This window comes from Flavihumibacter rivuli (assembly GCF_018595685.2).
GTDB lineage: Bacteria > Bacteroidota > Bacteroidia > Chitinophagales > Chitinophagaceae > Flavihumibacter > Flavihumibacter rivuli.
In genome coordinates, this window is sequence record NZ_CP092334.1 from 3591987 (window position 1) to 3616730 (window position 24744).

At 49.5% G+C, this 24744-nt stretch carries 16 protein-coding genes and 1 tRNA gene; 11 read left to right on the top strand and 6 right to left on the bottom strand.

All coding sequences use genetic code 11. From position 1 onward, the window contains the following. Nucleotides 1-2427: a penicillin acylase family protein gene (locus KJS94_RS15265; protein ID WP_214448567.1), complete on the bottom strand. Its 2427-nt coding sequence runs from the start codon at nucleotides 2425-2427 to the stop codon at nucleotides 1-3. A 208-nt stretch (nucleotides 2428-2635) separates the two neighbouring features. Between KJS94_RS15265 and KJS94_RS15270 the strand changes: the two genes are divergently transcribed. Beyond that, nucleotides 2636-3757, top strand: a complete 1122-nt coding sequence (locus tag KJS94_RS15270) for a hypothetical protein (protein ID WP_214448566.1) — start codon at nucleotides 2636-2638, stop codon at nucleotides 3755-3757. Between the two features lie 17 nt (nucleotides 3758-3774). Here the strand turns inward: KJS94_RS15270 and KJS94_RS15275 are convergent, their stop codons facing one another. Continuing rightward, nucleotides 3775-4128 (bottom strand): winged helix-turn-helix transcriptional regulator, encoded by a 354-nt coding sequence (locus KJS94_RS15275; protein ID WP_214448565.1) that lies wholly within the window; start codon nucleotides 4126-4128, stop codon nucleotides 3775-3777. Nucleotides 4129-4224: 96 nt separating this feature from the next. Here KJS94_RS15275 and KJS94_RS15280 point away from each other — a divergent pair, with 96 nt between their 5' ends. Next, entirely contained in the window at nucleotides 4225-5091 is an 867-nt protein-coding gene (locus KJS94_RS15280; protein ID WP_214448564.1) for a PhzF family phenazine biosynthesis protein, read from the top strand. Between the two features lie 21 nt (nucleotides 5092-5112). Here KJS94_RS15280 and KJS94_RS15285 read toward each other — a convergent pair whose 3' ends face one another. From KJS94_RS15285 to KJS94_RS15295, 3 genes are all read right to left on the bottom strand, one after another. Continuing rightward, complete coding sequence (locus tag KJS94_RS15285; protein WP_214448563.1) at nucleotides 5113-5490, bottom strand: nuclear transport factor 2 family protein; 378 nt, start codon at nucleotides 5488-5490, stop codon at nucleotides 5113-5115. Nucleotides 5491-5544: 54 nt separating this feature from the next. Then, nucleotides 5545-6711 (bottom strand): gliding motility protein GldB-related protein, encoded by a 1167-nt coding sequence (locus KJS94_RS15290; RefSeq protein ID WP_214448562.1) that lies wholly within the window; start codon nucleotides 6709-6711, stop codon nucleotides 5545-5547. 600 nt (nucleotides 6712-7311) lie between these two features. Further along, nucleotides 7312-7845: a hypothetical protein gene (locus KJS94_RS15295; RefSeq protein ID WP_214448561.1), complete on the bottom strand. Its 534-nt coding sequence runs from the start codon at nucleotides 7843-7845 to the stop codon at nucleotides 7312-7314. A gap of 440 nt (nucleotides 7846-8285) precedes the next feature. Here KJS94_RS15295 and KJS94_RS15300 point away from each other — a divergent pair, with 440 nt between their 5' ends. Next, on the top strand, nucleotides 8286-9824 hold the full coding sequence (locus KJS94_RS15300; protein WP_214448560.1) for a hypothetical protein: 1539 nt from the start codon (nucleotides 8286-8288) through the stop codon (nucleotides 9822-9824). A 369-nt stretch (nucleotides 9825-10193) separates the two neighbouring features. Here the strand turns inward: KJS94_RS15300 and KJS94_RS15305 are convergent. After that, nucleotides 10194-10267 (bottom strand) — tRNA-Ile (locus KJS94_RS15305). Between the two features lie 132 nt (nucleotides 10268-10399). On the opposite strand from KJS94_RS15305, the gene KJS94_RS15310 reads away from it, so the two are divergent. The 8 genes from KJS94_RS15310 (at nucleotide 10400) to KJS94_RS15345 (ending at nucleotide 24733) form a co-directional block, all read left to right on the top strand. Then, complete coding sequence (locus KJS94_RS15310) at nucleotides 10400-10990, top strand: RNA polymerase sigma-70 factor (protein WP_214448559.1); 591 nt, start codon at nucleotides 10400-10402, stop codon at nucleotides 10988-10990. A 67-nt stretch (nucleotides 10991-11057) separates the two neighbouring features. Continuing rightward, nucleotides 11058-12173 (top strand): FecR family protein, encoded by a 1116-nt coding sequence (locus KJS94_RS15315; protein WP_214448558.1) that lies wholly within the window; start codon nucleotides 11058-11060, stop codon nucleotides 12171-12173. A 169-nt stretch (nucleotides 12174-12342) separates the two neighbouring features. Continuing rightward, entirely contained in the window at nucleotides 12343-15687 is a 3345-nt protein-coding gene (locus tag KJS94_RS15320; RefSeq protein ID WP_214448557.1) for a TonB-dependent receptor, read from the top strand. A gap of 21 nt (nucleotides 15688-15708) precedes the next feature. Continuing rightward, nucleotides 15709-17244: a RagB/SusD family nutrient uptake outer membrane protein gene (locus KJS94_RS15325; RefSeq protein WP_214448556.1), complete on the top strand. Its 1536-nt coding sequence runs from the start codon at nucleotides 15709-15711 to the stop codon at nucleotides 17242-17244. Between the two features lie 32 nt (nucleotides 17245-17276). Further along, complete coding sequence (locus KJS94_RS15330; RefSeq protein WP_214448555.1) at nucleotides 17277-18152, top strand: LamG domain-containing protein; 876 nt, start codon at nucleotides 17277-17279, stop codon at nucleotides 18150-18152. A 102-nt stretch (nucleotides 18153-18254) separates the two neighbouring features. Next, nucleotides 18255-21560 (top strand): VCBS repeat-containing protein, encoded by a 3306-nt coding sequence (locus tag KJS94_RS15335; RefSeq protein ID WP_214448554.1) that lies wholly within the window; start codon nucleotides 18255-18257, stop codon nucleotides 21558-21560. A 3-nt stretch (nucleotides 21561-21563) separates the two neighbouring features. Further along, nucleotides 21564-22997 carry a glycoside hydrolase family 30 protein gene (locus KJS94_RS15340; RefSeq protein ID WP_214448553.1) on the top strand — a complete coding sequence of 478 codons (1434 nt, stop codon included), beginning with the start codon at nucleotides 21564-21566 and terminating at the stop codon, nucleotides 22995-22997. Nucleotides 22998-23032: 35 nt separating this feature from the next. Beyond that, nucleotides 23033-24733, top strand: a complete 1701-nt coding sequence (locus KJS94_RS15345; RefSeq protein ID WP_239804183.1) for a glucoamylase family protein — start codon at nucleotides 23033-23035, stop codon at nucleotides 24731-24733. Nucleotides 24734-24744: the final 11 nt, after the last annotated feature.

Below are 24744 nucleotides of genomic sequence, written 5' to 3' on the forward strand. Positions count from 1 at the left end.
TTATGGTTTGGTTGGTTTGAAACTGATGCTTGATGCGGCTGAATTCAGGATGGTTTCCTTATTCATCAGCTGTGGACGGTACTGCCCTTTCGCATACATTTCTGCCTGGTCGGCATAATGGGGGCTGAACAGATTGCCGCTCTGGCCGGTCGGAAGGATGCTTTCCGAAGCGTCAACATCCGCAAAATCGATGATGCAGCGCAATGCGGGCCCGCTGGTCACGGTGTATTTGCCTTCCCCGTTCAATTTGAAGGCCAGCTTGTTGACTGCCTCCCCATTGGCTTCCACGGGTGTGGTACGCACGTTGAAAATTTTATCCAGCGGTTTCTTCGCGCCTAATGGATGGGGGTGAACCGACACCACGGCCTTACGCCATTGCCAATCCTTGCTGTCTTTCCCCAATTGTTCCTTTAGTTCTTTCAGCGAGATGGCCAATGCTTCTTCCACAACCTGCTTGTTGGTTTCCACTTCAGGGGTTCCCTTCTTATCCCACCATTTCGAATCGGTTGTGCGTAACAGTAAGGAAAGGCTCCTGATCTTCATGAATGTTTCCAGGAATGTATTGAAATAGGCTTCTCCCAGTTCGTCCTCCATCATGCCCTTCAATACATGGTAGCTCCACTTGTAATAGAGGGTTGGCGCAATATCATCGAGTTGATGGGTTCCTTTCCAGTTCTTCAGTGCATCAAGGATGGCCTGGTCTTCCCTGAATTTTGCCGGATCGATGGCCGCCAATAATACCTGTGCATTTTTGGGATGGTTGGTATTGATCGATTCCAGTTGCAGCGCTTTGATGTTTTCCTGGTTCCAGTCCTTCCTGGCGGCCAGGGTGAGCGCTATGCGGTCGTAGCGGTCGCCCGGGTAATAATATCCCGGGAAGAATACCTTTTTGTGCATGGTATCCGGCTGGTTATTGGCGGAGGCCACAAATCCTGAAGGCGGATTGATGCTCATGGGGTTCTCCTCAAAAGGATACCAGCCAAGGGGTTCATCCTTACCGGAAGCGCCATCGAGGATGAGCTTGGGGTTCACATGCCCGGGACGGATCGGTAACCTGGCCGATGCCCACCAGGCGATATTGCCCTTGCTGTCGCCATACATCACGTTCAGTCCGGGTGCATGGATAAGCCTTGCGCCTTGCTCTGCTTCCTGCATGGAGCGGGCATGGCTGAGTGTATAGGTGGCTTCCAAAGCCCTGGAAGGCTCTTTCAGGTAGACCCACCAAACGGCCACTGGCTTTTTAGTGACACTGGCCAATTCCGGCATCACATCGTTCATGATGCCGCCATGATGGGTTTCCTTAATAGTATAATAGATGGGTTCAGCGCCTTTTACCTTTATGGTATCAATTCTAACGGTGACAGGCAAGCGCTTTTCCCCGCTGATCGTCTGGTTGGGGTTGGCGGGATCGAAGCTTTCTTCATAGAGGTCCATATCGTCGTTCAGGAACATGGTCAGTCCATAGGCATGGTCCCGGGTATGCCCCAGCAATCCGAAGGGGATACCGGCCAGGTGGTTACCATAGAAGCTGTAGCCGGGATATTCGAGGTGGGCTTCAAACCAAACCGATGGCTGGGCGAAACCGATATGGGTATCGTTGCAGAACAATACCTTGCCCGATGCGGTACGGCTGGGGGCTACCACCCATGCATTGCTGCCCATGATCTGGGGTACTGGCAATTTGCTGAGCATGGCCGAAACGGTAGAGTCGGTGCTGGCTGCAGGACTAAGGATATTGCCCTGGTTATCACGCTGCGGATAGTGAACGGGTATCTTCTTGTGTTCAGGAAGGGTATTTACGGATAGCACCTTCAAATAGTCCGGTCCCAATTCGCGTGCGATCTTGGTCACGAGCGGATCGGTCTTGAGGGTCATGGCGAAGGTAAAGCTCATATATCCCAGAATGGCATGCATATCGTATAAGGAGAATTCCCTTGGCTTTGAACCCAGCAGCATATATTCAACAGGCAGGTGGTCTTCCCTGATGAACTGGTTGACCCCACGGATATAGGACAGCACTGCCTTCTTCCATTCAGGTACCTGCCCGCTGCTGTCGGCCTTCAGGAAGGTCTCCGCACTCATGGCAGCATGTTTGGGTATTCCCAGGGTGCGGAAGAATTTATCGGCCTTCACCAGATCGGGCCCGAGGAATTCGGCCAGGGTGCCGGTGCCCACACGGCGCATCATTTCCATCTGGAAGAGGCGGTCCTGCGCATGGACGTAACCCAGGGCCGCATACGCGTCTTCCGCATTGGAAGCATAGATATGCGGAACGCCATAATTGTCGTAATGCACGTCAACATTGGCTTGTAGTCCGGGAAGCGTCCTGCTGCCGCTATAGTCGGGTGCGGTCTTGAACCGGATGAATACATAAGCACCGGCAACAATAGCCAGTAGGAAAAGCAAGGCAATCAGTAGTTTTTTCATCGTACTTAGGGGTAGAAGGGTTGATAAGTAAAGATAAGGCCTGGTTAAAAGTGAACATCCTGAATTCACGATCCGTCAGGAAGCCTTTGATGGTTGCCTTTTGACTTTCCGGAAATCAGTTTTGGCTGGATTGCATTAACCGTTAAATCTTCTTCCCCGGGTTGAATCGTTCTACCTTCATACCAGGTCAATTCATTAATCCCTGTTTATGCGATCATTTTTGTGCTTATCGATGGCCATTTTTTTAATTGCCGCTAAGGTAAAGGGGCAGGTTTTTACCAATAAGGAAGTGGGAAAGAAGAATGTTGAGTTGATCGATAGCCTGAAGAAAGCTGACTATCCTTATACCTTGCCGATCTGGGGGCAGAAGGCTACCAGTGCCGGCTATAACCTTCCCTTGTCTGCAGGGGTAAGCACCATGGGCTTCTGGCAGCAGTCAGACCTGATCATCGATAACCTGATGGTCGGCTTCAACAATGGGCCGATGCGCAACATGGATGAATTGGTGCGTTTTGATAAAGCAGTTGCGACCGCCAGTGCCATTACGGTCCGTCCCGATATCTGGCTGTTCCCCTTCCTGAATGTCTATGGTATCCTTGGTCGGACCAGGGCTTCCACGGAAGTAGGTTTTGGGGTTTGGATACCAGATTCCAGCAATACGGACCAACAAATAGTATCGGCCGGGTCAAAGGTTGATTTTAATGCAACGACGGTGGGTTTAGGTATTACGCCAACTATAGGAATTGGTGGCGGGTTCCTGGCCCTTGACATGAATTTTGCCTGGACTGATGTTCCGCAACTCGATAAACCGGCTTTCACCTTTGTGTTTGGACCCCGTTTTGGAAAGAACTTTAAACTGAAGAAGCCAGACCAGTCTGTGGCCGTGTGGGTAGGCGCCTTCCGGGTGGCCCTGAGTTCTGGTACCAATGGCTCTGTAAACCTGTCAGATGTATTGCCGGTTGATGAATTGGGCCAGAAAGTGGACGAAGGCTTCCAAAGGGTAGCAGATGCGCAGCAGCAGGTGGATGCCTGGTGGTCTGGACTCAGCCAGGCTGAACAATCCAATCCCATCAACCAGGCCAAATACGAGCGGGCTAATGATTTATTGGGCAGGGCAGGGGAACTGCTTTATGGAATCGATAATGCCATCAATAACGTGGTAGGCTCTTCTGTACAATATAGCATGGATAAGCGCCCCAAGAATCCCTGGAATTTTATTACCGGTGCCCAATACCAGATCAATAAAAGCTGGATGTTCCGTGCAGAAGTGGGCTTCCTGGGAACCCGGACACAAGTATTGGCGGGATTGCAATACAGGTTCGGATTATAAGGAGCCTGCTCATCCTGTCAGGATTCGATATGTAATTTACCCCATTGACAAAGTGCGTGCAAGTGCCGGGCCAATTCCTTCCCACTATCTGTCAACTCGTACTCCACCCTTAACGGAACTTCTGCAAAGATCTCTTTATGGATAAGCCCCTGGCTCGTTAGTTCGGTCAGGCTGGTCGATAGCACATTATCGGAAATGCCTGGCAGGTTGTCCTTTAGGGAAGAGAAACGGTTTTGTCCATTTTCCACCAGCAAAAGGATTTCCGGCACCCAGCGTTTACCTGTAAGTTTCAGCACTTTGTTGAGCACACATCTTTCCTCCAGCCAGGACTCATTCAGGGAATTGCTGGAGTTGATTTTTCTTTCTGCCATACTCCTAAAATTATGAGTAACCCCTAAGTGCCGGGTGGTAAGGATGGTAACAAAAGGGGTTACTACTTTTATAAAATTACAATTAAACAGTCAGTCATGAAAGTTGAAGTAAAGATCATCAAAGCCTTTAGTATAGGGCATTCAGGCGGTAACCCTGCAGGTGTGGTAGTAGATGCCGACAATTTATCCAGAGAACAGAAGCAGCAGGTGGCAGCCAGGGTTGGGCTGTCGGAGACCGCTTTTGTTTCCGCATCCCGCCAGGCCGATGTCAAACTGGACTTCTTCACTCCGACCCGGCAGATTGCGCATTGTGGCCATGCCACCATTGCCACTTTCACTTATTTAAAACAAGCAGGCAGGATATTGAATGATCTTTCTTCGAAGGAAACAATCGATGGCAACAGGTCCATCTTTTTCAAAGATGGTAATGCCTACATGGAGCAGAAAGCTCCTGAATTCCTTCCGTTGGAAATACCAATGGATCTTATCCTGCAATCATTAGGTATCACCGAAGCAGACCTCATCCCCGGTCAGTTGCCCATGATCGTGAATACCGGCAATTCCTTTTTGATCGTGCCGGTAAAGGATAGTAAAGTCCTGGCCGGGCTCAGGCCCGACTATGACGTGATCGCTTCGGTGTCTTCAAAAGCCGGCCTTATTGGCTACTATGTGTATACGCCAACCTTTGATGGTTCGTTACAGGCAACAACCCGGATGTTTGCTCCCTATTATGGTATTGAGGAAGAATCAGCCACCGGCATGGCGGCAGGGCCATTGGCGGGGATGTTGTACCGGTTAGGAATAACCGAACAGGAGGAGATACTCATAGAGCAAGGGCGTTACATGCAGCCTGCTTCACCCAGCCTGATCCGCGTCCACCTGGACCTGGCTGATGGCAAGATCAGGCGCCTCTTTGCCGGGGGCCATGCCTATGTTGCCGGGGTGAAATTGGTGGAGTTGTAGACAAAGCCCCTTTGACGGGAACTAGCTGATATCTGTCAACCTGATGACCTTATCCCCCTTGAATGCAAAAATGGATTTTCCGGACAGTTCGATGGCCTGCCCTTTACGCAGGCCATTGGGAAAATCCATGGCCAATACCGCATGGTAGCTGATATCAATTTCAGTTCTATCCCCCTCATGCCTGATCGCCGTGATGGTCTGTCGGCGTTCAGTGAAATAAGCTAAGGCCTGTTCTGCTTGTGCCCTGAAGGCTTCAATGCCATTCTGCAGCAGGGTGGTTTCCCCATTCTGGATGTTTTCGAATACAATATCATCAGCCAGGTCCGTCAGCATTCCGGTGACATCCGATTGGTTATAGGCGGAGATGTAGTTCTTGATAATGGTTTCCCTGCTTGGCATCTGTCGGATAGAAGGTTTATAATGATTCACAGATATTATAAGAGTGAGTATTGCTCAATGGGCAATTCTACCACCCGGATATTTACTTAGTCTGAGTATGCTATTAAAGTCCTGAATTTCCATGAGTTCCCTGATCGCCTGCTTTTTATCGGCGGATTGCTGGTAATAACTTTCGCAGATCCTGAATCCAACAAAATATCCAAGATTGCCAGGGTAACCGGTTTGGGCGTTATACGTGTTGAACAGCCAGTTATCAGTGTTTTCGCCTGTCATTTCAGTAGTAAAATTCTTCCATATTGCCGCTTCGTTCGCAAAGCCGTATTGGTAAACTTCAGGGTTGGTATACCTGCCGGTGATCAGGTAGGTGATAAAGTCTGCCACTCCTTCCATAATGCAAAGATCGAGCAGGGTTTTTTCGGGTTTGTTTTTCTGCTGGAAGTGAACATATTCATGCAGGATGAGTGGTACGGCAATTGAGCTGTCAAATAAGACCATTTTATCAATTGGGGTTAATTCTGAACTGTCTACCCCGGAATGCCTGCAAAGGTGTTCTGTGCCGATCAGCAAACCTGCGAACCCATCTGCCGTCCCTACATTGTTCAGGTTCCCGATCAGGAAATAAATGGGAGGGAAGATGGAAGCGGGATAGAGTTCTTCCAGTTTGCCTGCTCCTGCCATGAACTGGGGAAGCATGGTTTTGAACTGGGTGGACGCATTCCTGATACTGGTGTAGTAGGAGGGGATCGACCTGATCTTTTCGATGAATTGTTTCAGGCTGCTGTTCATCCTGATCTGGTAAAAGGTTTGCAAGCCTTTACTACCCTTGAGAATATATTCTTCCAGGAAAATTTTTTCAGCATCGGGATGGTTAATGGAAGGGAATAGATTCCAGAACCTGTCAATGTCCTCGGTGTAGACCTTAATGGCAGAAGGCTTTTCAATAGCTGATCTGTTGGCAAGGATCCTATTCCTGATATGGTCATGCTGTTCGCTCGAAAATGCGCCTGTCAGCGTTTGGCTATTGGTAAAGGCCTGTAGGTCAAAAAGGCCCGCATTCAGGGCATTGTCTATTGATTGCAGTGCCCCGCTCGTATCCCTGGCAACTACCTTGTTGCGGGCATCCCTTAGCCAGAAATAGGGTGTATTGAGTGATGGGGTATTTTGTGCGAACACCCGGATGATGCTGCAAAAGAGGAAAATGACCAGGAGGGTTTTTCTCACGTTGTGTTGGTTTCTTTTCGTCAGTGAAAAAAGTAGGGTTACAATCTATTCGTTCAAATGGGTGGGAGATTATTGGCCATTTCTGTTTATGCCAAAAATCTGCAGAAGGCTTTTCTAATGTACGATAGAATTGCTAATATACCTTTTAGTCTCATCAGGGTCCCCTGCGGGAGACCCTGCTGGGGTATAGATGTGGGTACACGGTAACTCCTGAAAGGGACCCTGATGAATATTTTATACCCCCAGCGGGGTCTCCCGAAGGGGACCCCGATGTATAAAAGGCGAAATAATTTATGCATCCAACATCTTATCTCATCTTCCAACTAACCGTTGGTCATAAGACAGAACGGGGGCGACGGAGGCTATTACATATTATCACCACATAGGACTTCTCTTCGAGAGTCCCCGATTGATCTCCATCCTACATTCATCAGGGTCCCCTGCGGGAGACCCTGATGAGGTGAAGACGTGGCTACAAGGTAGCCCCTGTGAGAGACCCTGATGAGGTGAAGATGTGGCTACAATGTAGCCCCTGCAGGAGGCCCTGATGGGTGAAGATGAGGGCACATCATTATTTGCTATTGCCGCAATGCTTTCTATTTACCAGTCCGCCTTTTCGAAATACAATTTGGGATTGGTAGGTTGTTCGTAGCGAATGGCCAGCAATGTTTTGCCGGATTGTGTTTCGATATTCCAATAAATGGTTAATGGTCCGGTGACATCATTTGCCGTAAGGGTCATCTGGGTATTGGTTTTACCTGGGCATTGCTGGTAGAATTTTCTCACCTTACCTGAGGTGTAGGTAAGGACAGCCCTGCCAGACTGGCTATGATCTGCGCTACCGGAGTATTGGGAGAAGACCTGGGCATTGCATCCCTCTTTTGGATCGGTGGGAAAGAATGCGCTGTAACTGTTGAATGTACCATCGTCGAAGAATTCCATGGCACCGGTTGTATAAGCAGCATTTACAATAGTGTCACCTGTATAGGTGTCAAAACCAGTCATGTCAAATTCGCCCCTTATCCATTTCCCGGCGAGTTCGGGTGGACATACATTGCTGTCGATGCGTTCGGATGATTTGTTGCATGCTGTAAAGGCGATCATGCATAGGGATAGGAAGATGAGGTTGCGCATGTTTTTTAGTAATTGATTATCGGTGGTCCTTGATCGCTGCGCAAAGGGTGTATTCGGTTTATTGAGGGCATGAATGGCGCTGACTGGATTACTTTGGTCCACCTGGTGTTCCAGGTGGTTGATTGGTTTACCGGTGTTGGGTTGAATGGGCAGACTTCTTCAGGCAATAGGTCATTGCGTAACCTGGGTCAGGTCTGGACTTATTTAAACAACTGGGGTAAAACTGCAACTGCTTTTTCTATATCAATAATGATTTGGGATTCCTCCCGGTTTGCTTCAACAGGCCCTTCTCCTAATTGAACTTTCCTTGATCGGGCTTTTCCTGTTCTTCTTTTTTCTGACCATTTCCTAAAGTATTGTTAACACGCATTTTCCTACCCAACCCTTTTTTCTCCAACGGGGGTATTGATGATGTAAACCAATCCTAAATCAATTTTTTTATGAAACAGTTATTCGCTTTAAAGTTTTTGCCCCTCCTCCTATTGATCATTGCAGCCATGTCTTGCAATAAGGAGCCAAATGTTGATCCCCGTCCTGGTACGCCCGGTGGACAGGACACCAAGGGCGTTATTCGTTTTTCCCTGGCAGCCTTGCCTGGTGTAACCCAATCCCTGACCAACCTCGCTGCTGTGATCAGCCTGACCGATGGCCAGGGCAGGGAGGTGGTGAACGCCCGCAGGATGCCGCTGGTGGCCGAAAATGGTTACCGTACCGATACCCTGAAACTCGAGGAAGGTAACTATAGTGTAACCCGCTTCCTGGTGGTGGACGAAACCGGAAAGGTGCTTTTTGTGGTGCCGATCGCCAATTCACCCAAGGCGGCCCTGGTGTCAACGCCACTGCCTTTCGTATTTGGCGTTGCTAAGAAGTCTGAAACCACCCACCCCTTGCAGGTTGCTAAAGTGGAGAAATCCGACCGTGCCTCTGATTTCGGTTATCCTGCCGGTAGTTTCAATAATGAACCCCTGCCTCCCTATGTAGAGATCAGCGTACATGCTAAGATCAAGGTAGGTGATATTGTATATGACAGCATTCCGGTGAAGTATTCCCTTATTGGCTGGTACCCCAATAACCAGACCGATGGCCAGACCGGTGAATTGATGCCCGGTCGCAACCAGTTGACGCTAGCCACTTCCATGGTAAAGTATGAATTGTCTGTGACCAGGTTTGGGGTGACTGATAAGATCGTGCTGGATCCCAAGAACCTATTGGAAGGTACAGTGTATGTATTGGGCGGTGCTGTAGAGGCAAGGAAACTGAAGAATGAAGTGGTTCAACGCTGGGATGGAAGGCAATATATTGCTGTCGCCAAGAATGAATACAGTTATGACCAGGCAGGTCGACTGACCAATATCAATTACCTGCGCAAGGATGCCAATAATGTAGCGTACCTCGATGCCAAAAAGGTGCTGGAGTATGGTAGTGGCAGCAAAGCCAGTTTCGTTAAGCAATTCGACCGCAACAACCAGCTGACTTCCAGGCTTGCCGTAGAGTACAATAATGAAGGCTTTGTTCGCCGGATGGAGGCGTCAAGCAACGGTGTGGAAACCATTGTTAACGTTGGCTATACCGGCAGGGCCGATCTGCCTGGTACTTCCGGGAATTACGAGGCCAGCCTGCAGATGACCTATTCCAACAATGCACCCGCCATGTCCTACAAGGTATTGTTCCAGGGCGGTAACGCCGTTCGCGATGAAGCCCTTCGCGGCAGTAGTACCGAGACAGGTAACTATGGTTATGATTTTAACATCAACCCTTATGCGCACCTGAACCTGCCTGACCTGTTCCTGGCCAACAACTCCCGCCATAACCGCACCTCCATGGAGAAAGTATATAACGGCTCTTATCCTGAACAGGAAGTGTACTATGTTGACTTTACCTATGATGCGCAGGGCTATCCCGTTTCCGTGGTGAAGGATTATAGAAATGTCCGTACCGGTGAATTCCTGTTCCGGGAAAAGACACTGTTCTATTATTGAGTGTGAAGGATGGCTTTTGCTTTCAGGGATTGTCGATATCATTCGGCAATCCCTTTTTTATTGATGATCCATTGGGTGCTTGGAATAGGAAGGGATTATTCCTTTATTTAGGATGCTCGTCTGATAACCACGATTATGGAGAATGGAATGGCGCCTCCTACCCTTCATCCCAGTAAATCCACCTTCTATTGGTTGGCGTATATCCCTCTCCTATGGTTGGCGTAAAGTCACATCTCCACATTTCCACATATTCACATGCTCACATTTCCCCTCGGTTGGCGTAAAGTCGCATCTCCACACCTTGCCCGCCGAAGCTTTAGCGTAGGCGGGTTTCCACATTAAAAAAGGTCGCTGAAAGCGACCTTTTTGTGGGCCCTGCCGGGCTCGAACCAGCGACCCTCTGATTATGAGTCAGATGCTCTAACCAACTGAGCTAAGGGCCCGTGCCAATTGGATTGGCGGGAGCGCAAAAATATAAAAAGCTGTCGCATTCTGAACAGCCGGAAGAAAAATATTCAACCAAACCCTGATTATGCCTAACTTGTGATGGCATTAGCTCTGATTATTACAGCTCAATGATTGCACCTGCCCGGATACAGTTCCTGAAAGAAAGGATCGCCCGCCACGACGATCAAATGGCTTATAAAGAGCTGTTCCAGTCCTACTACACGCCACTTTTCCAATTTGCCATGGGCTTTACCCGTAACCGGCAATCTGCTGAGGAGATCGTCTCCGATGTGTTCATCAGTCTATGGGAGAAGCGTACCAGGCTGGAAGATATCAGCAATCTCAAGCTTTACCTCTATACTTCCATCCGCAATGCGGCCCTCAATTATATTACCCGCCAGAACAAAGTGTCTATAACGGACCTCAGCGAGTTGCCCGTGGAGCCCAGCGCCATCCATATTGATCCCGAGCGGCTGATGATCACCGCAGAGATGAAGAAAATGATCGCCGAAGCCATCCAGCAACTGCCTGCCCGCTGCAAGCTCATCTTCAAGCTGGTAAAGGAGGACGACCTCAAGTACCGCGAAGTGGCCGAGATCCTCAAGATCTCGGTGAAAACGGTGGAAGCCCAGATGACCATCGCACTGCGGAAGATCGGCGAAGCCGTGCGCTTCGACCCCAGCAAGACCCTCTCTGTAGGTCCCTCCCGGAAAAAATAAAAAAATGTTAACCTTCTTTAGGGGTGTCGATGCATTCTTGTGTCTATTAAGGGTACAACTTGATTGCATGACAGAAAACAGGCTTTGGGAATTATTGGCTAAGAAGCTTTCCGGCGAAGCCACCGTGCCTGAATTGGAGGAGTTGCGCGAGATCCTTCGCCGCAACCCTGAATGGCATTATCCTACGCAAACCGTCACCGACCTCTGGTTCCACCACCACCAAAATAGTGAAGACTCCTCTGCTGCCTACGACCGCCATATTGCCCGGATGCAGGAGTTGGGGTTCGATTTTCCAACGGCTGCAAGCGAAAGCTATGCGGAAGATGCATTTGGGACCGGGTCTGGCCGTCCATGGTACCGCAGGCCTGTGATGGCCTGGGTTGGGTTGCTATTTATCGGACTACTGGGTACCTGGGGTTATTTCCAATTTAAACAGGCTGCCAAGATCGGCGAACCCCTTGCCGAACTGCCCAGTGAGGTATCCACCAGGAATGGTTCCAAATCCAAGATCACGCTGCCCGATGGCACCCAGGTTTGGCTGAATGCCGGCTCCAAGCTCACCTATGGCAAGGATTTCGGCGCCACCCTAAGGGAGGTTACCCTTACCGGGGAAGCCTATTTCGATGTGGTGAAGAACAAGGAAAAACCATTCCTGATCCACGCCCGCAATATTGATATCCGGGTTTTGGGTACCGCCTTCAATGTGAAGTCCTATCCCGGTGACAAAACCACCGAAACCAGCCTGATCAGGGGTAGCATTGAGGTAAGTATCCATAACCGCCCGAAAGAGAAGATCATCCTCAAGCCTAATGAAAAGCTCGTAGTGGCTTCGGAAGATGTGCCATCCGCCCAGCCGGCAACCCGCGCCATCAACATCAATAAAAACCCTGTGCCCAAGATTGTGGTGGACCAGATCCATTTCGACTCCCTGGAGAATGCAGTGGTGGAAACCGCCTGGATGGAGAACAAACTGATCTTCCGCGATGAATCATTCGAGGAACTGGCCAGTAAGATGGAAAGGTGGTACGGTGTGACCTTCCGCTTCGAGGATGAGGAGATCAGGCAGTTGCGTTTCTCCGGGATCTTTGTGACAGAAAACCTGCAACAGGCCCTCAGGGCATTACATATTACAGCAAACTTTAACTATAGAATAGAGAAGGATCTTGTGATCATTTCCAGATAAACCAAAACGATAACCAAAACCGCCTAAAACGATTGCCATGATTACAAACAGTACATAATGTCCCAAATAAAAAGCGAGTGATGCGCCAACATCACCCGCCGGGAAAGGCTTTAGATCAACCCGTGCAAAAGTTGATAAACCTATTTGTTTAACCCTAATTGCTGAAGGTATGAAAAAACCCTCAAATGGGAAGGTATTGCTGCGCCATCCCATGATGTTAAAGTTTGCCAGAATCATGAAATTAACCGCACTCTTGATGCTACTTGGCCTGATGCAGGTGTCCGCCGGAGTGTTCTCCCAGACCAAGGTTAGCCTGAAACTGGAAGGAGTGAACCTTAAAAAAGCCCTTTCGGTGATCGAAAGGAAATCCAGTTACCGATTCTTATACAACCAGGCCTTGCTAAGTGAATCCGCGAAGATCGATGTCGACGCTAAAGATGAAGAAGTGGTAAAGCTGTTGGATAAGATCCTTACCAACACCGGCCTGGGTTACGAGGTCCTCGAGAACAACCTCGTGGTGATCAGGACCGCAGGGTTCGAGATCCAGCAGGCGCGTGTGACCGGTCGCGTAGTGAACGCTGCCGGTGAGCCGCTCGCGGGCGCTTCTGTCCGGGTAAAAGGAAGTGCCAATGTGGGCACCTATGCCGATGCTTCCGGAAATTTCGCTATCACTGTTCCCGATGATGCTGTACTGGTGATCTCCTTTGTTGGCTATGATGCGGTAGATGTACCTGTTGCCGGTAAGACCATTATCAATGTAACCCTGCAGCAGTCTGTAAAGATCAGTGATGAAGTGGTGGTGATCGGTTATGGTGCAGCCAGTAAGCGCGACCTCACCGGTTCCATTACCAAGATCGCCGGAAAGGAAGTGGCCGACAAGCCCAACGCCAACCCCGTTTCCTCCCTCCAGGGCAAGGTAGCAGGACTTAGTGTGGTGAACAGCGGTACCCCGGGCAAGGAGCCAGATATTCGCATACGTGGTACTGTTAGTATCGGTGCGGTAAAACCTCTCTATGTGGTGGATGGTATCTTCAACGACAATATCGATTACCTCAACCCTGCCGATATCGAATCCATTGAAGTGCTGAAGGATCCTTCCTCCCTCGCCATCTTCGGTATCCGTGGTGCTTCCGGTGTGATCGCCATCACTACCAGGAAGGCCAAGGCTGGTCAAACCCTCGTGAACTTCAATACCAGTTTTGGTACCAAGCAGCTGGTGGACAAGATCGACATGGTGAATGCTGAAGAATTCAAGTTGCTCTTCGACGAAGAGCAGGCGAATATTGGTGTTCCCGCTGAACAGCGCTTTGATTATACCAACTGGACCGGCAATACCGACTGGATCGATGTAATGACCCGGACCGCATTCTTTACCAATAACAACCTTAGCGTTAGCGCCAGCTCAGAAAAGAACAAGTTCTATATGGGTGTTGGCTACCTCTCCGATGAAGGTGTGGTATTGCATGAGAAGCTGGAGAAGTTCAATATTGCCATCAATGATGAATACAAGTTCAATAAGGTTTTCAAGGTAGGATTCACCTTTAATGGTATCCGCCAGAAGCTGCCTTTCAGCCAGGCTGACGGATTGCTCTTTGATGCCCGTCGCGTACTTCCCATCACTGAACCCTTCAATGACCAGTTCGGGGTGTACAACCAGCTCGCTATCCAGGCTGGCCAGATGGGTAACCCCCTGATGAACCTGGAAAACAAGTGGGACAAGGAGAAGCGCATTGAAGACAGGTTTGTAGGAAGTGTTTTTGCCGAGATCAATTTCGCCAAGCGATTCAGCTTCCGCTCTACCTGGTATGCTGATAAGTCTGTTTTGTCCACGAATAGGTACAACCCGATCATCTATATGTACAACCCGGCTAATGGGCAAACTGGCCAGGTGTTCAAGGATCCCAATAACAGGTTGACATCCGTAGACCAGAATACCCAGCGCTGGAACAAGTACCAGCAGGATTATATCCTTACCTACAAGAATAATTTCGGTGACCATGGCCTTACTGCCAGTGGTGGTTTCACTACCTACTACCAGAACTATGAAGGGTTGTTTGGCAGCGTACGCCAGCGCGATCCGGGTGATTCCATTCCTGATGATCCCCGCTTCTGGTACGTAGACAATGGTTTCGGCGATCCTACCACCAGGCGTTCTTCATCAGCCCAGTGGGAAAAAGCTACCATGTCCTACCTGGTGCGTGCCCTGTACAACTACAAGGGTAAGTACATGTTAAATGCTTCTTTCAGGAGGGATGGTTCTTCGCAGATCTCCCCCAATAACCGCTGGAAGAATTTCTATTCACTAGGCGCCGCTTGGGAATTGACACAGGAAGGTTTCATGCAGAACCAGAAGTTCTTCGACTTCCTGAAGCTGAAGGCCTCATGGGGTATCCTGGGTGTTCAGAACACCTATGGATATGATTATCCTTTCTATCCCGCGCTGCAAACAGGCAACACTGCCATTTTCGGAAACAATATCGTACCGGCGTATTCATTAGCGTATGAGCCTAACCGTAACCTTACCTGGGAAACGGTGAATGCGAAGGAAGTGGGTGTTGAATTCTATGCCCTCCAGAACAGGCTGCATGTGGAAGCTGCCTACTACGATAAGCTCACCAAGGATGTAATGACCATCATCAATGTGGGTGCCGGCCGTCAGCGTCTGGATAACGTAGGCGAGGTGAAGAACAATGGTATCGAACTGGCAGCCAGCTGGACCCAGCAGGTGACCAAGGACCTGACCGTGAACATCGGTGGTAACTTCACCACGTTCAATAACAAGGTGCTATTCCTGGGCAACGACAAGATCCCCCCATCCGAAGAGCGTCCTAACATGACAGAAGCAGGTTACCCCATCGGTTATTTCTACGGGTATGTAGTGGAGGGTCTTTACCAGAGTTATGCCGATAAGCTGAAATCCCCAACGGTTGTTGGTTATGAGTATGGTCCCGGTGATTTCAAATACAAGGACATCAACAATGATGGCAAGATCGATGCGAGCGACAGGACCATGATCGGTAACCCGACCCCTGACTTCAGCTATGGCCTGAATCTTTCCGCCAGCTATAAGGGATTCGATTTTGGTGTGGATTTCAACGGTGTTTATGGCAATGAGATCTATCGCTACTGGGGTAGTTCAGAACTGCCTTTCACCAAATTCAACTATCCCCAATTCAAGATGAACCGTTGGCATGGTGAAGGTACTTCGAACTGGGATCCGATCCTTGGTGATAACCACACCATCAACCGCCTGCCCTCTACCTATGGAATCGAGGATGGAAGCTATTTCCGCCTGAGGAACCTGCAGATCGGTTACAACTTCAGTACCGCTACCCTGCAGAAGCTGAGGGTTAAATCACTGCGCGTTTACTTCAACGCCCAGAACCTGAAGACCTGGAAGAACAACTCCGGTTATACACCAGAGTTTGGCGGTACAGCTACTTCATTCGGAATTGACAATGGTAACGGTCCGCTTCCCCGCGTGCTGACCGGTGGTATCAACCTGACTTTTTAATTGACTAAAATATTTACAACTATGAGTAGAATTAAGAATAGTATCAGGGCTATGCTAATGGCATTGCCGCTCTTAATGCTCCTTTCAGGTTGCTCAGACTTTTTGGACAGAAAGCCCTTGACGGCTACGCTGGATGACCTGAACCAGGGAGGCCTGGAAGGACAGGTATATGGATTGTATGGTGCGATAAGGAATGGTGACGTTGCAGGCCAGGCCTTCGGCGGTATTCCCTGGCTGGCCATGCATGGCTTCCGCGCTGATGACTCAGAAAAAGGAAGCAGTCCTGCTGATGGTGCTGACTGGGGAGTGATCTTCGACCAGTTCCAGTATGCCAAGGACCACTGGGCGCCTACCATCTATTGGGACCAGCACTATGTACTGATCGGGCAGGCCAATACGGCTTTGCAATTGGCGGACTCATTAGGACTGGTTGATGAGGCCTCCAAAAAGAACATCGGCGAAGCCCGTTTCTTCAGGGCATTTGCCTATTTCGACCTGGTGCGCACTTTCGGCCAGGTTCCTAAGATCGACTTCCGCGTGTACAGTCCTGCAGACTCCAAGGTTCCCAAGTCTCCTGAATCCGAGATCTATGCATTGATCGATGCCGACCTTGATTCAGCCATTGCCTACCTGCCGGAAGAATGGCCTGAGAAATTCAGGGGCAGGCTGACAAGGGCTGCTGCTAAGGCACTGGCTGCGAAGACCCACTTGTTCAGGGCAGGAACCAATCCGGGACATTATGGCACCGCATTGAACCTTTGCCGCGAAGTGATCGCCAACCCTCGTTACGGACTGGTAGAACCTTTCAAGAATATCTGGCTGGAAGCCGGCGAGAACAGCAAGGAGTCCATATTTGAGATCCAGGCTACTATTGGTGCCAATGGTACAGATTCTTACACCTCCTGGTATGCCGTTGCCCAGGGTGTCCGTGGTTCAGGCGAATGGGACCTGGGTTGGGGTTGGAATACGCCAACGCAATCGCTGGTTGACTTCTACAATAGCTTTGACAGTAACGATCCCCGCAGAAAAGCTACCATCCTTTATTCAGGCGAGCAGGATGATTTTGGCAAAACCTTGCCTCAATACCCATCGATCCCGCGTAAATACTGGAACAAGAAAGTTTACCCGGAACCATCCATGCAAACCTATACGGCAAATCGCCAGGGTGGATGGATCAACCAACGCATCATCCGTTATGCAGATGTGCTGTTGATGGGGGCTGAAGCTGCCACGCAGGTAGGTGGGGCACAGAATATTGCTGATGCCGTGAATTGGGTGAACATGGTGAGGAGAAGGGCACGTAATAGTGGTAGTGTTTCTACTGCCTTGCCAGATGTGACTTATGTTGATAAGGACCAGTTCATAAAAGTGATCCAGAACGAACGCAGGGCAGAATTGGCTATGGAAGGTGAGCGTTTCTTTGACCTGGTGCGCTGGGGATTGGCAGAGCAGGTGCTCGGACCCCTGGGTTACCAGCCGAAGAACAAATACTATCCAATTCCCCAGGCTGCGATCGACTTCTCAGGTGGTGTCCTGATCCAGAACCCAGACTATTGATCCTGAATCCGTCATCATCAAAAACCTAAACAATGAAACTTAATATAGCATCGATTATTCCCGGTAAGGCAATTGCGGTTGCCGGAATGGTTATGACCCTCTTCTCCTGCCAGAAGATGGATAAGCCTGAATTAGGCGATTACACCCAGGACAGCAACCCTCCTGGGGGTCCCTTGAAATTCTATACGGCATTTGATGGCACCACCAGCAATCCGCTGATGAATGCGGTGGATAGCATCAGGGCCAACTTTGCTTCCGACAATCCATTTGAGACCGTTGATGGTATTAGTGGTAAGGCCGTAAAAGGTGTAAACCAGAAGTTCATCAAGTATGCCAAGCCCAATGACTGGGCAAGGCTGGCAGAAAGCGCTACCATTGCTTTCTGGTACAAGCATGATGGACAAACCAAGAACAACAAGGGCGGCAATGGTCCGGGGCATGTCATCTGCCTCAAATCTTCCAATGGCCACTGGTCCGGTGCAAGCATGTTGGTTTTCCTGGAAGGAAACAATGATGGTTGTGCGGTAAAAGTGATGTTCGTAGATAAGAACATGAAGGACGCATGGTTCACCTGGGAAGGAGGAAAAACCATTCCTGGAATTATGGATAACAAATGGCACCATATTGCAGTAGTGTATAACGCGGGTAGCAGCGAAACAACCCTTTATGTTGATGGAGCAGCCAATCCGGAGACCAGGAAATGGATGGTAGGAGACCAGCCTCATGGCGCTTTGAATTTCGATGATTCCAAGATCACCGAGGTGCGCATTGGTGCAGGTCCTTCCACCAATTACGATTCTGACGATTGGCTGGCGGCTTCCTGGAAAGGCGCACTGGATCAATTCAGGTTATATGCCTCCCCACTGTCAGCGGCAGATGTACAGGCCCTGTTCAACGGCAAGAAGTAAACAACTTCAAAATAGCTAAGTAGCAAAGCGTAGCAGTAGAAAAAAGGGCTGATCATGAATGTGTATCAGCCCTTTATTTTACGCTCCTGAAAATTCACGCCCATGTTCTTTCATGGAAAAACTCCATCGATTGTTTGCGCAGGATGGCTATGCGGCATCCTGTTGGTCAGTTCCTGCTCCGGAAAGGAGGAAGGATTATTCACGAGCATGCCTTCTTCTACCACCCACATCAGTTTTGAAAATAACCTGGAAAAGAAGGAACGCTTCAATATCCTGTATTATCTCTACTACTATAATGGTGGCGGAGTGGCTACCGGGGACATAAATAATGATGGACTACCTGATGTGTTCTTTACCGCCAACAGCAGTGGGAACAATAAGCTCTATCTTAATAAGGGCGGTTTCGAGTTTGAAGACATTACAGGGAAGGCAGGTGTCGCTGGTAACTCAGATTGGTATACCGGTGTGACCATTGCCGATGTGAATGGCGATGGCTTCAATGATATTTACGTATGTGCCATTGGCAATTCATTTGGCCTCAACGGTCGCAATGAACTCTTCATCAATAATGGCAATGGTAGTTTCACTGAACGAGCCCCGGAATATGGCCTGGACTTCTCCGGGCTTTCTACCCAGGCGGCTTTTTTTGATTATGACCATGATGGTGACCTGGACTGCTACCTGCTTAACCAATCCAAACAACCCCACGCGAATATTATCGATACTTCCAACAGGAGGGGGATCGATCCTTTGTCTGGTGACCGGCTCTACCGCAATGAATTGAATACAGGTCAGAAGAAGTTCACTGATGTTTCCAGGGAGGCGGGCATTTACCAGAGCAAACTCGGTTATGGATTGGGCTTAGCCATTTCCGACCTCAACAATGATGGTTGGGAAGATGTGTATGTGGGCAACGACTTCCATGAGAACGACTATTATTATGTCAACAATGGCAACGGGACCTTTACTGAAAGCGGATCGAAACACTTCAGGCACTATAGTCGCTTTAGCATGGGTAATGATATCGCCGATTACAATAACGATGGCCAGCCGGATATTGTGACCGTAGACATGTTGCCTCCTGATGAGAAGACCCTGAAGACCTATGGCAGCGATGAGAACCCGGATGTATATAAAGTTAAGCTGGAGATGAATGGCTACCAGCACCAGTTCTCCCGTAACTGCCTGCAGCGTAATAATGGTAATGGTGAAAGTTTCAGTGACCTCGGCCTTGCTGCGGGAATTTCGGCTACAGATTGGAGTTGGTCTCCCTTACTGGCTGATTTTGACAATGATGGCAATAAGGACCTGTTTATTTCAAGTGGCATTGTGAAAAGACCAGTTGACCTGGATTATATCCGCTTTGTTTCTGATTTGGAAAGGAACAAGGGAATGAACCGGACAGATGCTTATGACGACCAGGCCATCGAAGCGATGCCGGATGGCAGTTCCCATCCTTTCTTTTTCACGGGAGATGGCCAGATGGCTTTCAGGGAGGTAAGTAAAGAATGGGGGACGGCTTCAATGAAAGGCTATTTCAATGGGGCCGCTTATGCCGACCTGGACAATGATGGCGACCTCGACCTGCTGATCAATTCCCTGAATGCAAAGGCAACTGTGCTTCGCAACAACACAGCCAATAAAAACTTTTTAAACCTTTCCTTTAAGGGAACAGGCATGAATAGATCCGGTATCGGGGCCAGGGTTTATCTCTACACCTCAAAGGGCTTGCAATACCAGCAGCTCATGCCCACCAGGGGATTTCAATCGGCTTCCGACCTTCGCCTGCATTTCGGTCTCGCTTCAGATGCTGTCATCGATAGTTTACTGGTAGTATGGCCCGACCAGCGATGCCAACTGCTTAAACAAGTAAAGCCTGCACAGTTTCTCGTCATCGACCATTCAGCAGCAAAGGATAAGTTTGATTACAATAAGTGGTTCCCTGCTACTGCCTTGCCATTGGTGCCAAATGGCCAATCCACTTCATGGGTTCACCATGAGAATAATTTCTTTGACCATAATGTACAGTACCTGATCCCACATGGGCAGTCGACGCGCGGACCCAGGATCGCAGTGGCTGATGTGAATGGTGATGGGCTGGAAGATATGTATGCCTGCGGCGCCCTTGAACAGGCTGGGGCCTTGCTGATCCAGCGGCCTGACGGAAGTTTTGTTAATGCAGATACTGCAGTATTCAACCCAACAGCTTTCTCGGAAGATGTGGATGCCCTCTTTTTTGATGCCAACAATGATGGGCAGCCGGACCTCTATGTAGTGAGTGGTGGAAACCAATACGAGGATGGCGACCCAAGGCTGGCAGACCGGCTTTATCTCAATAAGGGGAATGGGCATTTTGAATTATCTGCTTCGCCTATTCCTACCCAGTTGACCAATAAATCATCTGTGACAGCTGCCGATGTAGATAAGGATGGTGATATAGATTTATTTGTTGGCGGGTTAGCCAACTCCCGGCAATACGGGATCGCTTCTTCCTCATGGCTTTTGCTGAATGACGGGAGAGGCAATTTTAGTCTGGCGCCAATTTCTATGATCGATGCTGGTCAGTTGGGTATGGTGACCACAGTGGCTTCGGCCGACTTCGACAAGGATGGCTGGCCCGACCTTATAGCGGCCGGCGAATGGATGGAGCTCACCCTCTACATGAACAGGAAAGGGAAATTCATGAAACAGGCTGTGACGGGGTCCACTGGTCTTTGGCAGTCTTTGTATCCCGCCGACGTGAATGGTGACGGTTACATGGATATTCTAGCAGGTAACTGGGGGAAGAATTCCAAACTCTGGGCTGGAAAGAATGGCCCTTTGAAGCTCTATGTAAAGGATTTTGATAAGAATGGCTCCATTGAGCAGGTGATGGCCTATACCATTGATGGGAAGGAATATCCCTTCCTGGCCAAGGATGAGCTGGAGCGTGCCCTTCCTGTCCTGAAGAAAGCCTACCTGACCTATGGTGAGGTGGCCGGCAAGACAGTCGATTATATTTTCTATGACCTTTTCAAGGACTACAAGGAATTGAAAGCAGAAACCCTAACTTCCACTTGCTTCCTGAACGATGGGAAGGGAGGATTTCAGCAACTGGCCTTGCCCGATGCTTTGCAATTGGCTCCCTTGATGTGCTTCGCCAATTTGGCACCTGTAGGGGGAACAGGGTTTCTTGCGGCAGGAAATTTCTTTAACGTAACACCCTATGAAGGCCGCTACGATGCGTTGCAACCGACTTTTTTCAGCTACGACCCCAAGGCAAGGCAATGGCGGGTCAATGGCACCTTGCCAGGTATAGCTGGTGAAACCCGTGACCTGAAATGGATAAGAGGGAAAGCAGGGCATCACTCACTGGCCCTGGCCCGTAACAATACACCTATCGTATTCCTGGAACAAAAAACTAACTAATTTATGAAACACAGATTAGCTGCTTTGTTGTTTTCATCCACTGTTTTCTTTAGCTGTTATGCGGGATGTTCAAAGGACGGGAGCCCCGGTGAACCTGATCCTCTTCCCAATGCGGTAAAGGTTTCTTCCTGGCTGACCAGGGCGGACCAATCGGCCTTACTGCAACAACAGCCAGTCATTGCCTTCTCGGACAAGAAGGGTAGTGGCCAATTGATCAATGTGGATAGTGCGACCATCTTCCAGGGTATCGATGGTTTCGGTTATACCTTGACGGGAGGAAGCGCCTACCTGATCAATCGCATGCCGGAAGCTGAAAAGAATAGCCTTTTACAGGAATTGTTTGGAAAGGCCGGGAACAGTATTGGTGTCAGCTATCTCAGGCTCAGTATTGGCGCATCAGACCTGAGTGCTGAGGTCTTTAGTTACAATGACCTGCCTGCCGGCCAGGTAGATCCGGAACTGAAGCATTTCAGTCTTGCACAGGATACTGTTGATCTCATTCCGCTGCTCAAAAAGATACTGGCCATAAATCCGGATATTACCCTGATGGCCTCTCCGTGGAGTCCACCGGTTTGGATGAAGGACAATGGCAAATCAGTTGGGGGAGGGTTACTGCCACAGTATTATGGCACTTATGCCAATTACTTTGTGAAGTATATCCAGGCCATGAAGGCACAAGGCATTACCATCCATGCCATCACCCCTCAGAATGAGCCGCTTCATGGAGGGAACAACCCGAGCCTGGTAATGACACCGGCTCAACAGGCCGACTTCATAGGCAACCACCTGGGGCCTGCATTCAAGGCGGCAGGAATTACAACTAAGATCATTATCTATGACCATAACCTGGATAGGCCCGATTATCCCATTACCGTTCTGAATGATTCCAAGGCAAAACCATTTATTGATGGGTCGGCCTTCCATTTGTACGCAGGTGACGTGAGTGCCATGAGTACAGTAAGGAATGCCCATCCCGACCGCAACCTCTATTTCACTGAGCAATGGACCGGTTCCAGGGGAACATTTGATGGTGACCTTCAATGGCATACCAAGAATGTGATCATTGGGACCGTTCGCAACTGGAGCAGGATAGCCTTGGAATGGAACCTGGCCAATGATCCAACATTCGGTCCCCATACCCCCGGTGGTTGTACCGAATGTCGCGGTGCCCTGACCGTTACCCCTGCAGGCGTTGCGCGCAATGTCTCCTATTACATCATTGCACACGCGTCAAAATTTGTTCCGGCGGGTTCTAAGCGCATTGCGAGCGACCTGAACGGAACATTGCCCAATGTTGCCTTTTTAACCCCGGATGGAAGGAAGGTGATGATCGTATTGAATGAGTCCTCCAGGAGTGCTGAATTATCCATTGGCTACAAGGGTAAATATGCGTCCATCAGCCAGGCTCCTGCATCTGTAGCTACTTATGTCTGGTAAACTGTGCTTATTGAAGGGCCTAATTAATCACCAATATGAATCAATTGCCTCTGCCATTGACCATGAAGAATAAATTGCAATTCTTATTAGCGGCCTCCATATGCTTGTTAACAAGTTGTGGCAAGGATGAGGCGGACCCTCCCGCGCCAGTCAATCCGCGGCAGGTCAAAACCCAGTCTGTATTTCTGGAAGGGAAGCCCTGGGATGGCCTGGAATATAATCTCGGTAACCGTCCTGTTATCAGGGTGAAATTCACGGAGCCTGTAAATCCAGCTACAGTGGCAAATGCTGTTAAGCTTAGCAGCAGTGATGGAAGTTTGCCTGCCCTGACTACAACGCTTGAACAGAAAGATTCCGTGCTGGTTGTGAAACCCGCTTCAAACCTGGGCTTTCTCACCCGGTATAATTTCACGATATCAGGTGAATTGAAGTCGGCCAGTGGAGGCAATTTTATTTCTTCCGTCAATAAGTTACTGGTGACCAGGATGGATTCGACGGCCAAGTTCCCGTTGATAGCCGATGATAGTCTATTGACCCTGGTGCAAAAGCAGACCTTCAAATATTTCTGGGACTTTGGGCATCCCGTAAGTGGTATGGCAAGGGAGCGCAACAGTTCTGGTGATGTGGTGACGACGGGTGGGACCGGATTTGGGATCATGGCCATTGTCACGGGCATCAACCGTGGATTTATCAGCAGGACCGACGGGCTTGGCAGGATGCAAAAGCTCGTAGGCTTTCTCAAGAACACCGCCCAGCGTTTCCATGGCGCTTATCCACACTGGATGAATGGCATCACCGGTGCCGTAGTCCCCTTTAGCACAAAGGATAATGGCGCGGACCTGGTGGAGACTTCCTTCCTGGTAATGGGCCTGCTGACTTCCCGCCAATATTTTGACGGGGTGGATCCGGCGGAAACTGTATTACGCAGTGATATCAATGCGATCTGCAATGCAGTGGAATGGAATTGGTTCAGGAGAAACAATGAGAACGTTCTGTACTGGCACTGGAGCCCAGGCTATGGGTGGGAAATGAACCTGCCGGTCAGGGGCTGGAATGAATGCCTGGTCACTTATGTGCTGGCAGCATCTTCTTCCAGCTATGGCATCCCTGCTTCCGTATACCAGAATGGCTGGGCGAACAATGGGGGCGCTGGCTTCATCAATGGTTCCAATTATTACAATATCAACCTGCCGCTCGGGCCTGCCTATGGAGGCCCATTGTTCCTGTCGCATTATTCCTTCATGGGTATTGATCCCAATGGTCTCAGTGATGCCTATGCGAATTATGCTACCCAGGTAAAACATCATTCCCTGGTCAACTTTAGTTATTGCGCAGCTAACCCCAAAGGATATTATGGGTACAGTAATACTTGCTGGGGCCTCACGGCCAGTGATATCCAGGGTGGCTATACAGCGAGCTCGCCAACCAATGATGTTGGCGTGATCGCTCCTACTGCTGCTATTTCATCCATGCCCTTTACCCCGGAGCAATCGATGAATGCGCTGAAGTTCTTCTACTACACGATGGGCGATAAGCTGTTCAAGGAGTATGGCTTTGTAGATGCTTTCTCCCTTAAAGATCTCTGGTATGCCAATTCCTTCCTGGCCATCGACCAGGGCCCAATCGTGGTAATGCTGGAAAATTACCGCTCAGGCTTGTTGTGGAAACTCTTTACCAGCTGCCCTGAGGTGAAGCAGGGTATGAAGACCCTTGGCTTTTCCGCGCCATACCTCTAAATGAAATTGAA

What these genes read in the sequence shown, in the direction of transcription:
- KJS94_RS15310 (WP_214448559.1), top strand. Translation starts at nt 10,400, where the DNA reads ATGATTGCACCTGCCCGGATACAGTTCCTGAAAGAAAGGATCGCCCGC.
- KJS94_RS15295 (WP_214448561.1), bottom strand. Translation starts at nt 7,845, where the DNA reads ATGCGCAACCTCATCTTCCTATCCCTATGCATGATCGCCTTTACAGCA.
- KJS94_RS15265 (WP_214448567.1), bottom strand. Translation starts at nt 2,427, where the DNA reads ATGAAAAAACTACTGATTGCCTTGCTTTTCCTACTGGCTATTGTTGCC.
- KJS94_RS15335 (WP_214448554.1), top strand. Translation starts at nt 18,255, where the DNA reads ATGTTCTTTCATGGAAAAACTCCATCGATTGTTTGCGCAGGATGGCTA.
- KJS94_RS15325 (WP_214448556.1), top strand. Translation starts at nt 15,709, where the DNA reads ATGAGTAGAATTAAGAATAGTATCAGGGCTATGCTAATGGCATTGCCG.
- KJS94_RS15345 (WP_239804183.1), top strand. Translation starts at nt 23,033, where the DNA reads ATGAATCAATTGCCTCTGCCATTGACCATGAAGAATAAATTGCAATTC.
- KJS94_RS15275 (WP_214448565.1), bottom strand. Translation starts at nt 4,128, where the DNA reads ATGGCAGAAAGAAAAATCAACTCCAGCAATTCCCTGAATGAGTCCTGG.
- KJS94_RS15340 (WP_214448553.1), top strand. Translation starts at nt 21,564, where the DNA reads ATGAAACACAGATTAGCTGCTTTGTTGTTTTCATCCACTGTTTTCTTT.
- KJS94_RS15280 (WP_214448564.1), top strand. Translation starts at nt 4,225, where the DNA reads ATGAAAGTTGAAGTAAAGATCATCAAAGCCTTTAGTATAGGGCATTCA.
- KJS94_RS15270 (WP_214448566.1), top strand. Translation starts at nt 2,636, where the DNA reads ATGCGATCATTTTTGTGCTTATCGATGGCCATTTTTTTAATTGCCGCT.
- KJS94_RS15285 (WP_214448563.1), bottom strand. Translation starts at nt 5,490, where the DNA reads ATGCCAAGCAGGGAAACCATTATCAAGAACTACATCTCCGCCTATAAC.
- KJS94_RS15320 (WP_214448557.1), top strand. Translation starts at nt 12,343, where the DNA reads ATGAAAAAACCCTCAAATGGGAAGGTATTGCTGCGCCATCCCATGATG.
- KJS94_RS15300 (WP_214448560.1), top strand. Translation starts at nt 8,286, where the DNA reads ATGAAACAGTTATTCGCTTTAAAGTTTTTGCCCCTCCTCCTATTGATC.
- KJS94_RS15315 (WP_214448558.1), top strand. Translation starts at nt 11,058, where the DNA reads ATGACAGAAAACAGGCTTTGGGAATTATTGGCTAAGAAGCTTTCCGGC.
- KJS94_RS15330 (WP_214448555.1), top strand. Translation starts at nt 17,277, where the DNA reads ATGAAACTTAATATAGCATCGATTATTCCCGGTAAGGCAATTGCGGTT.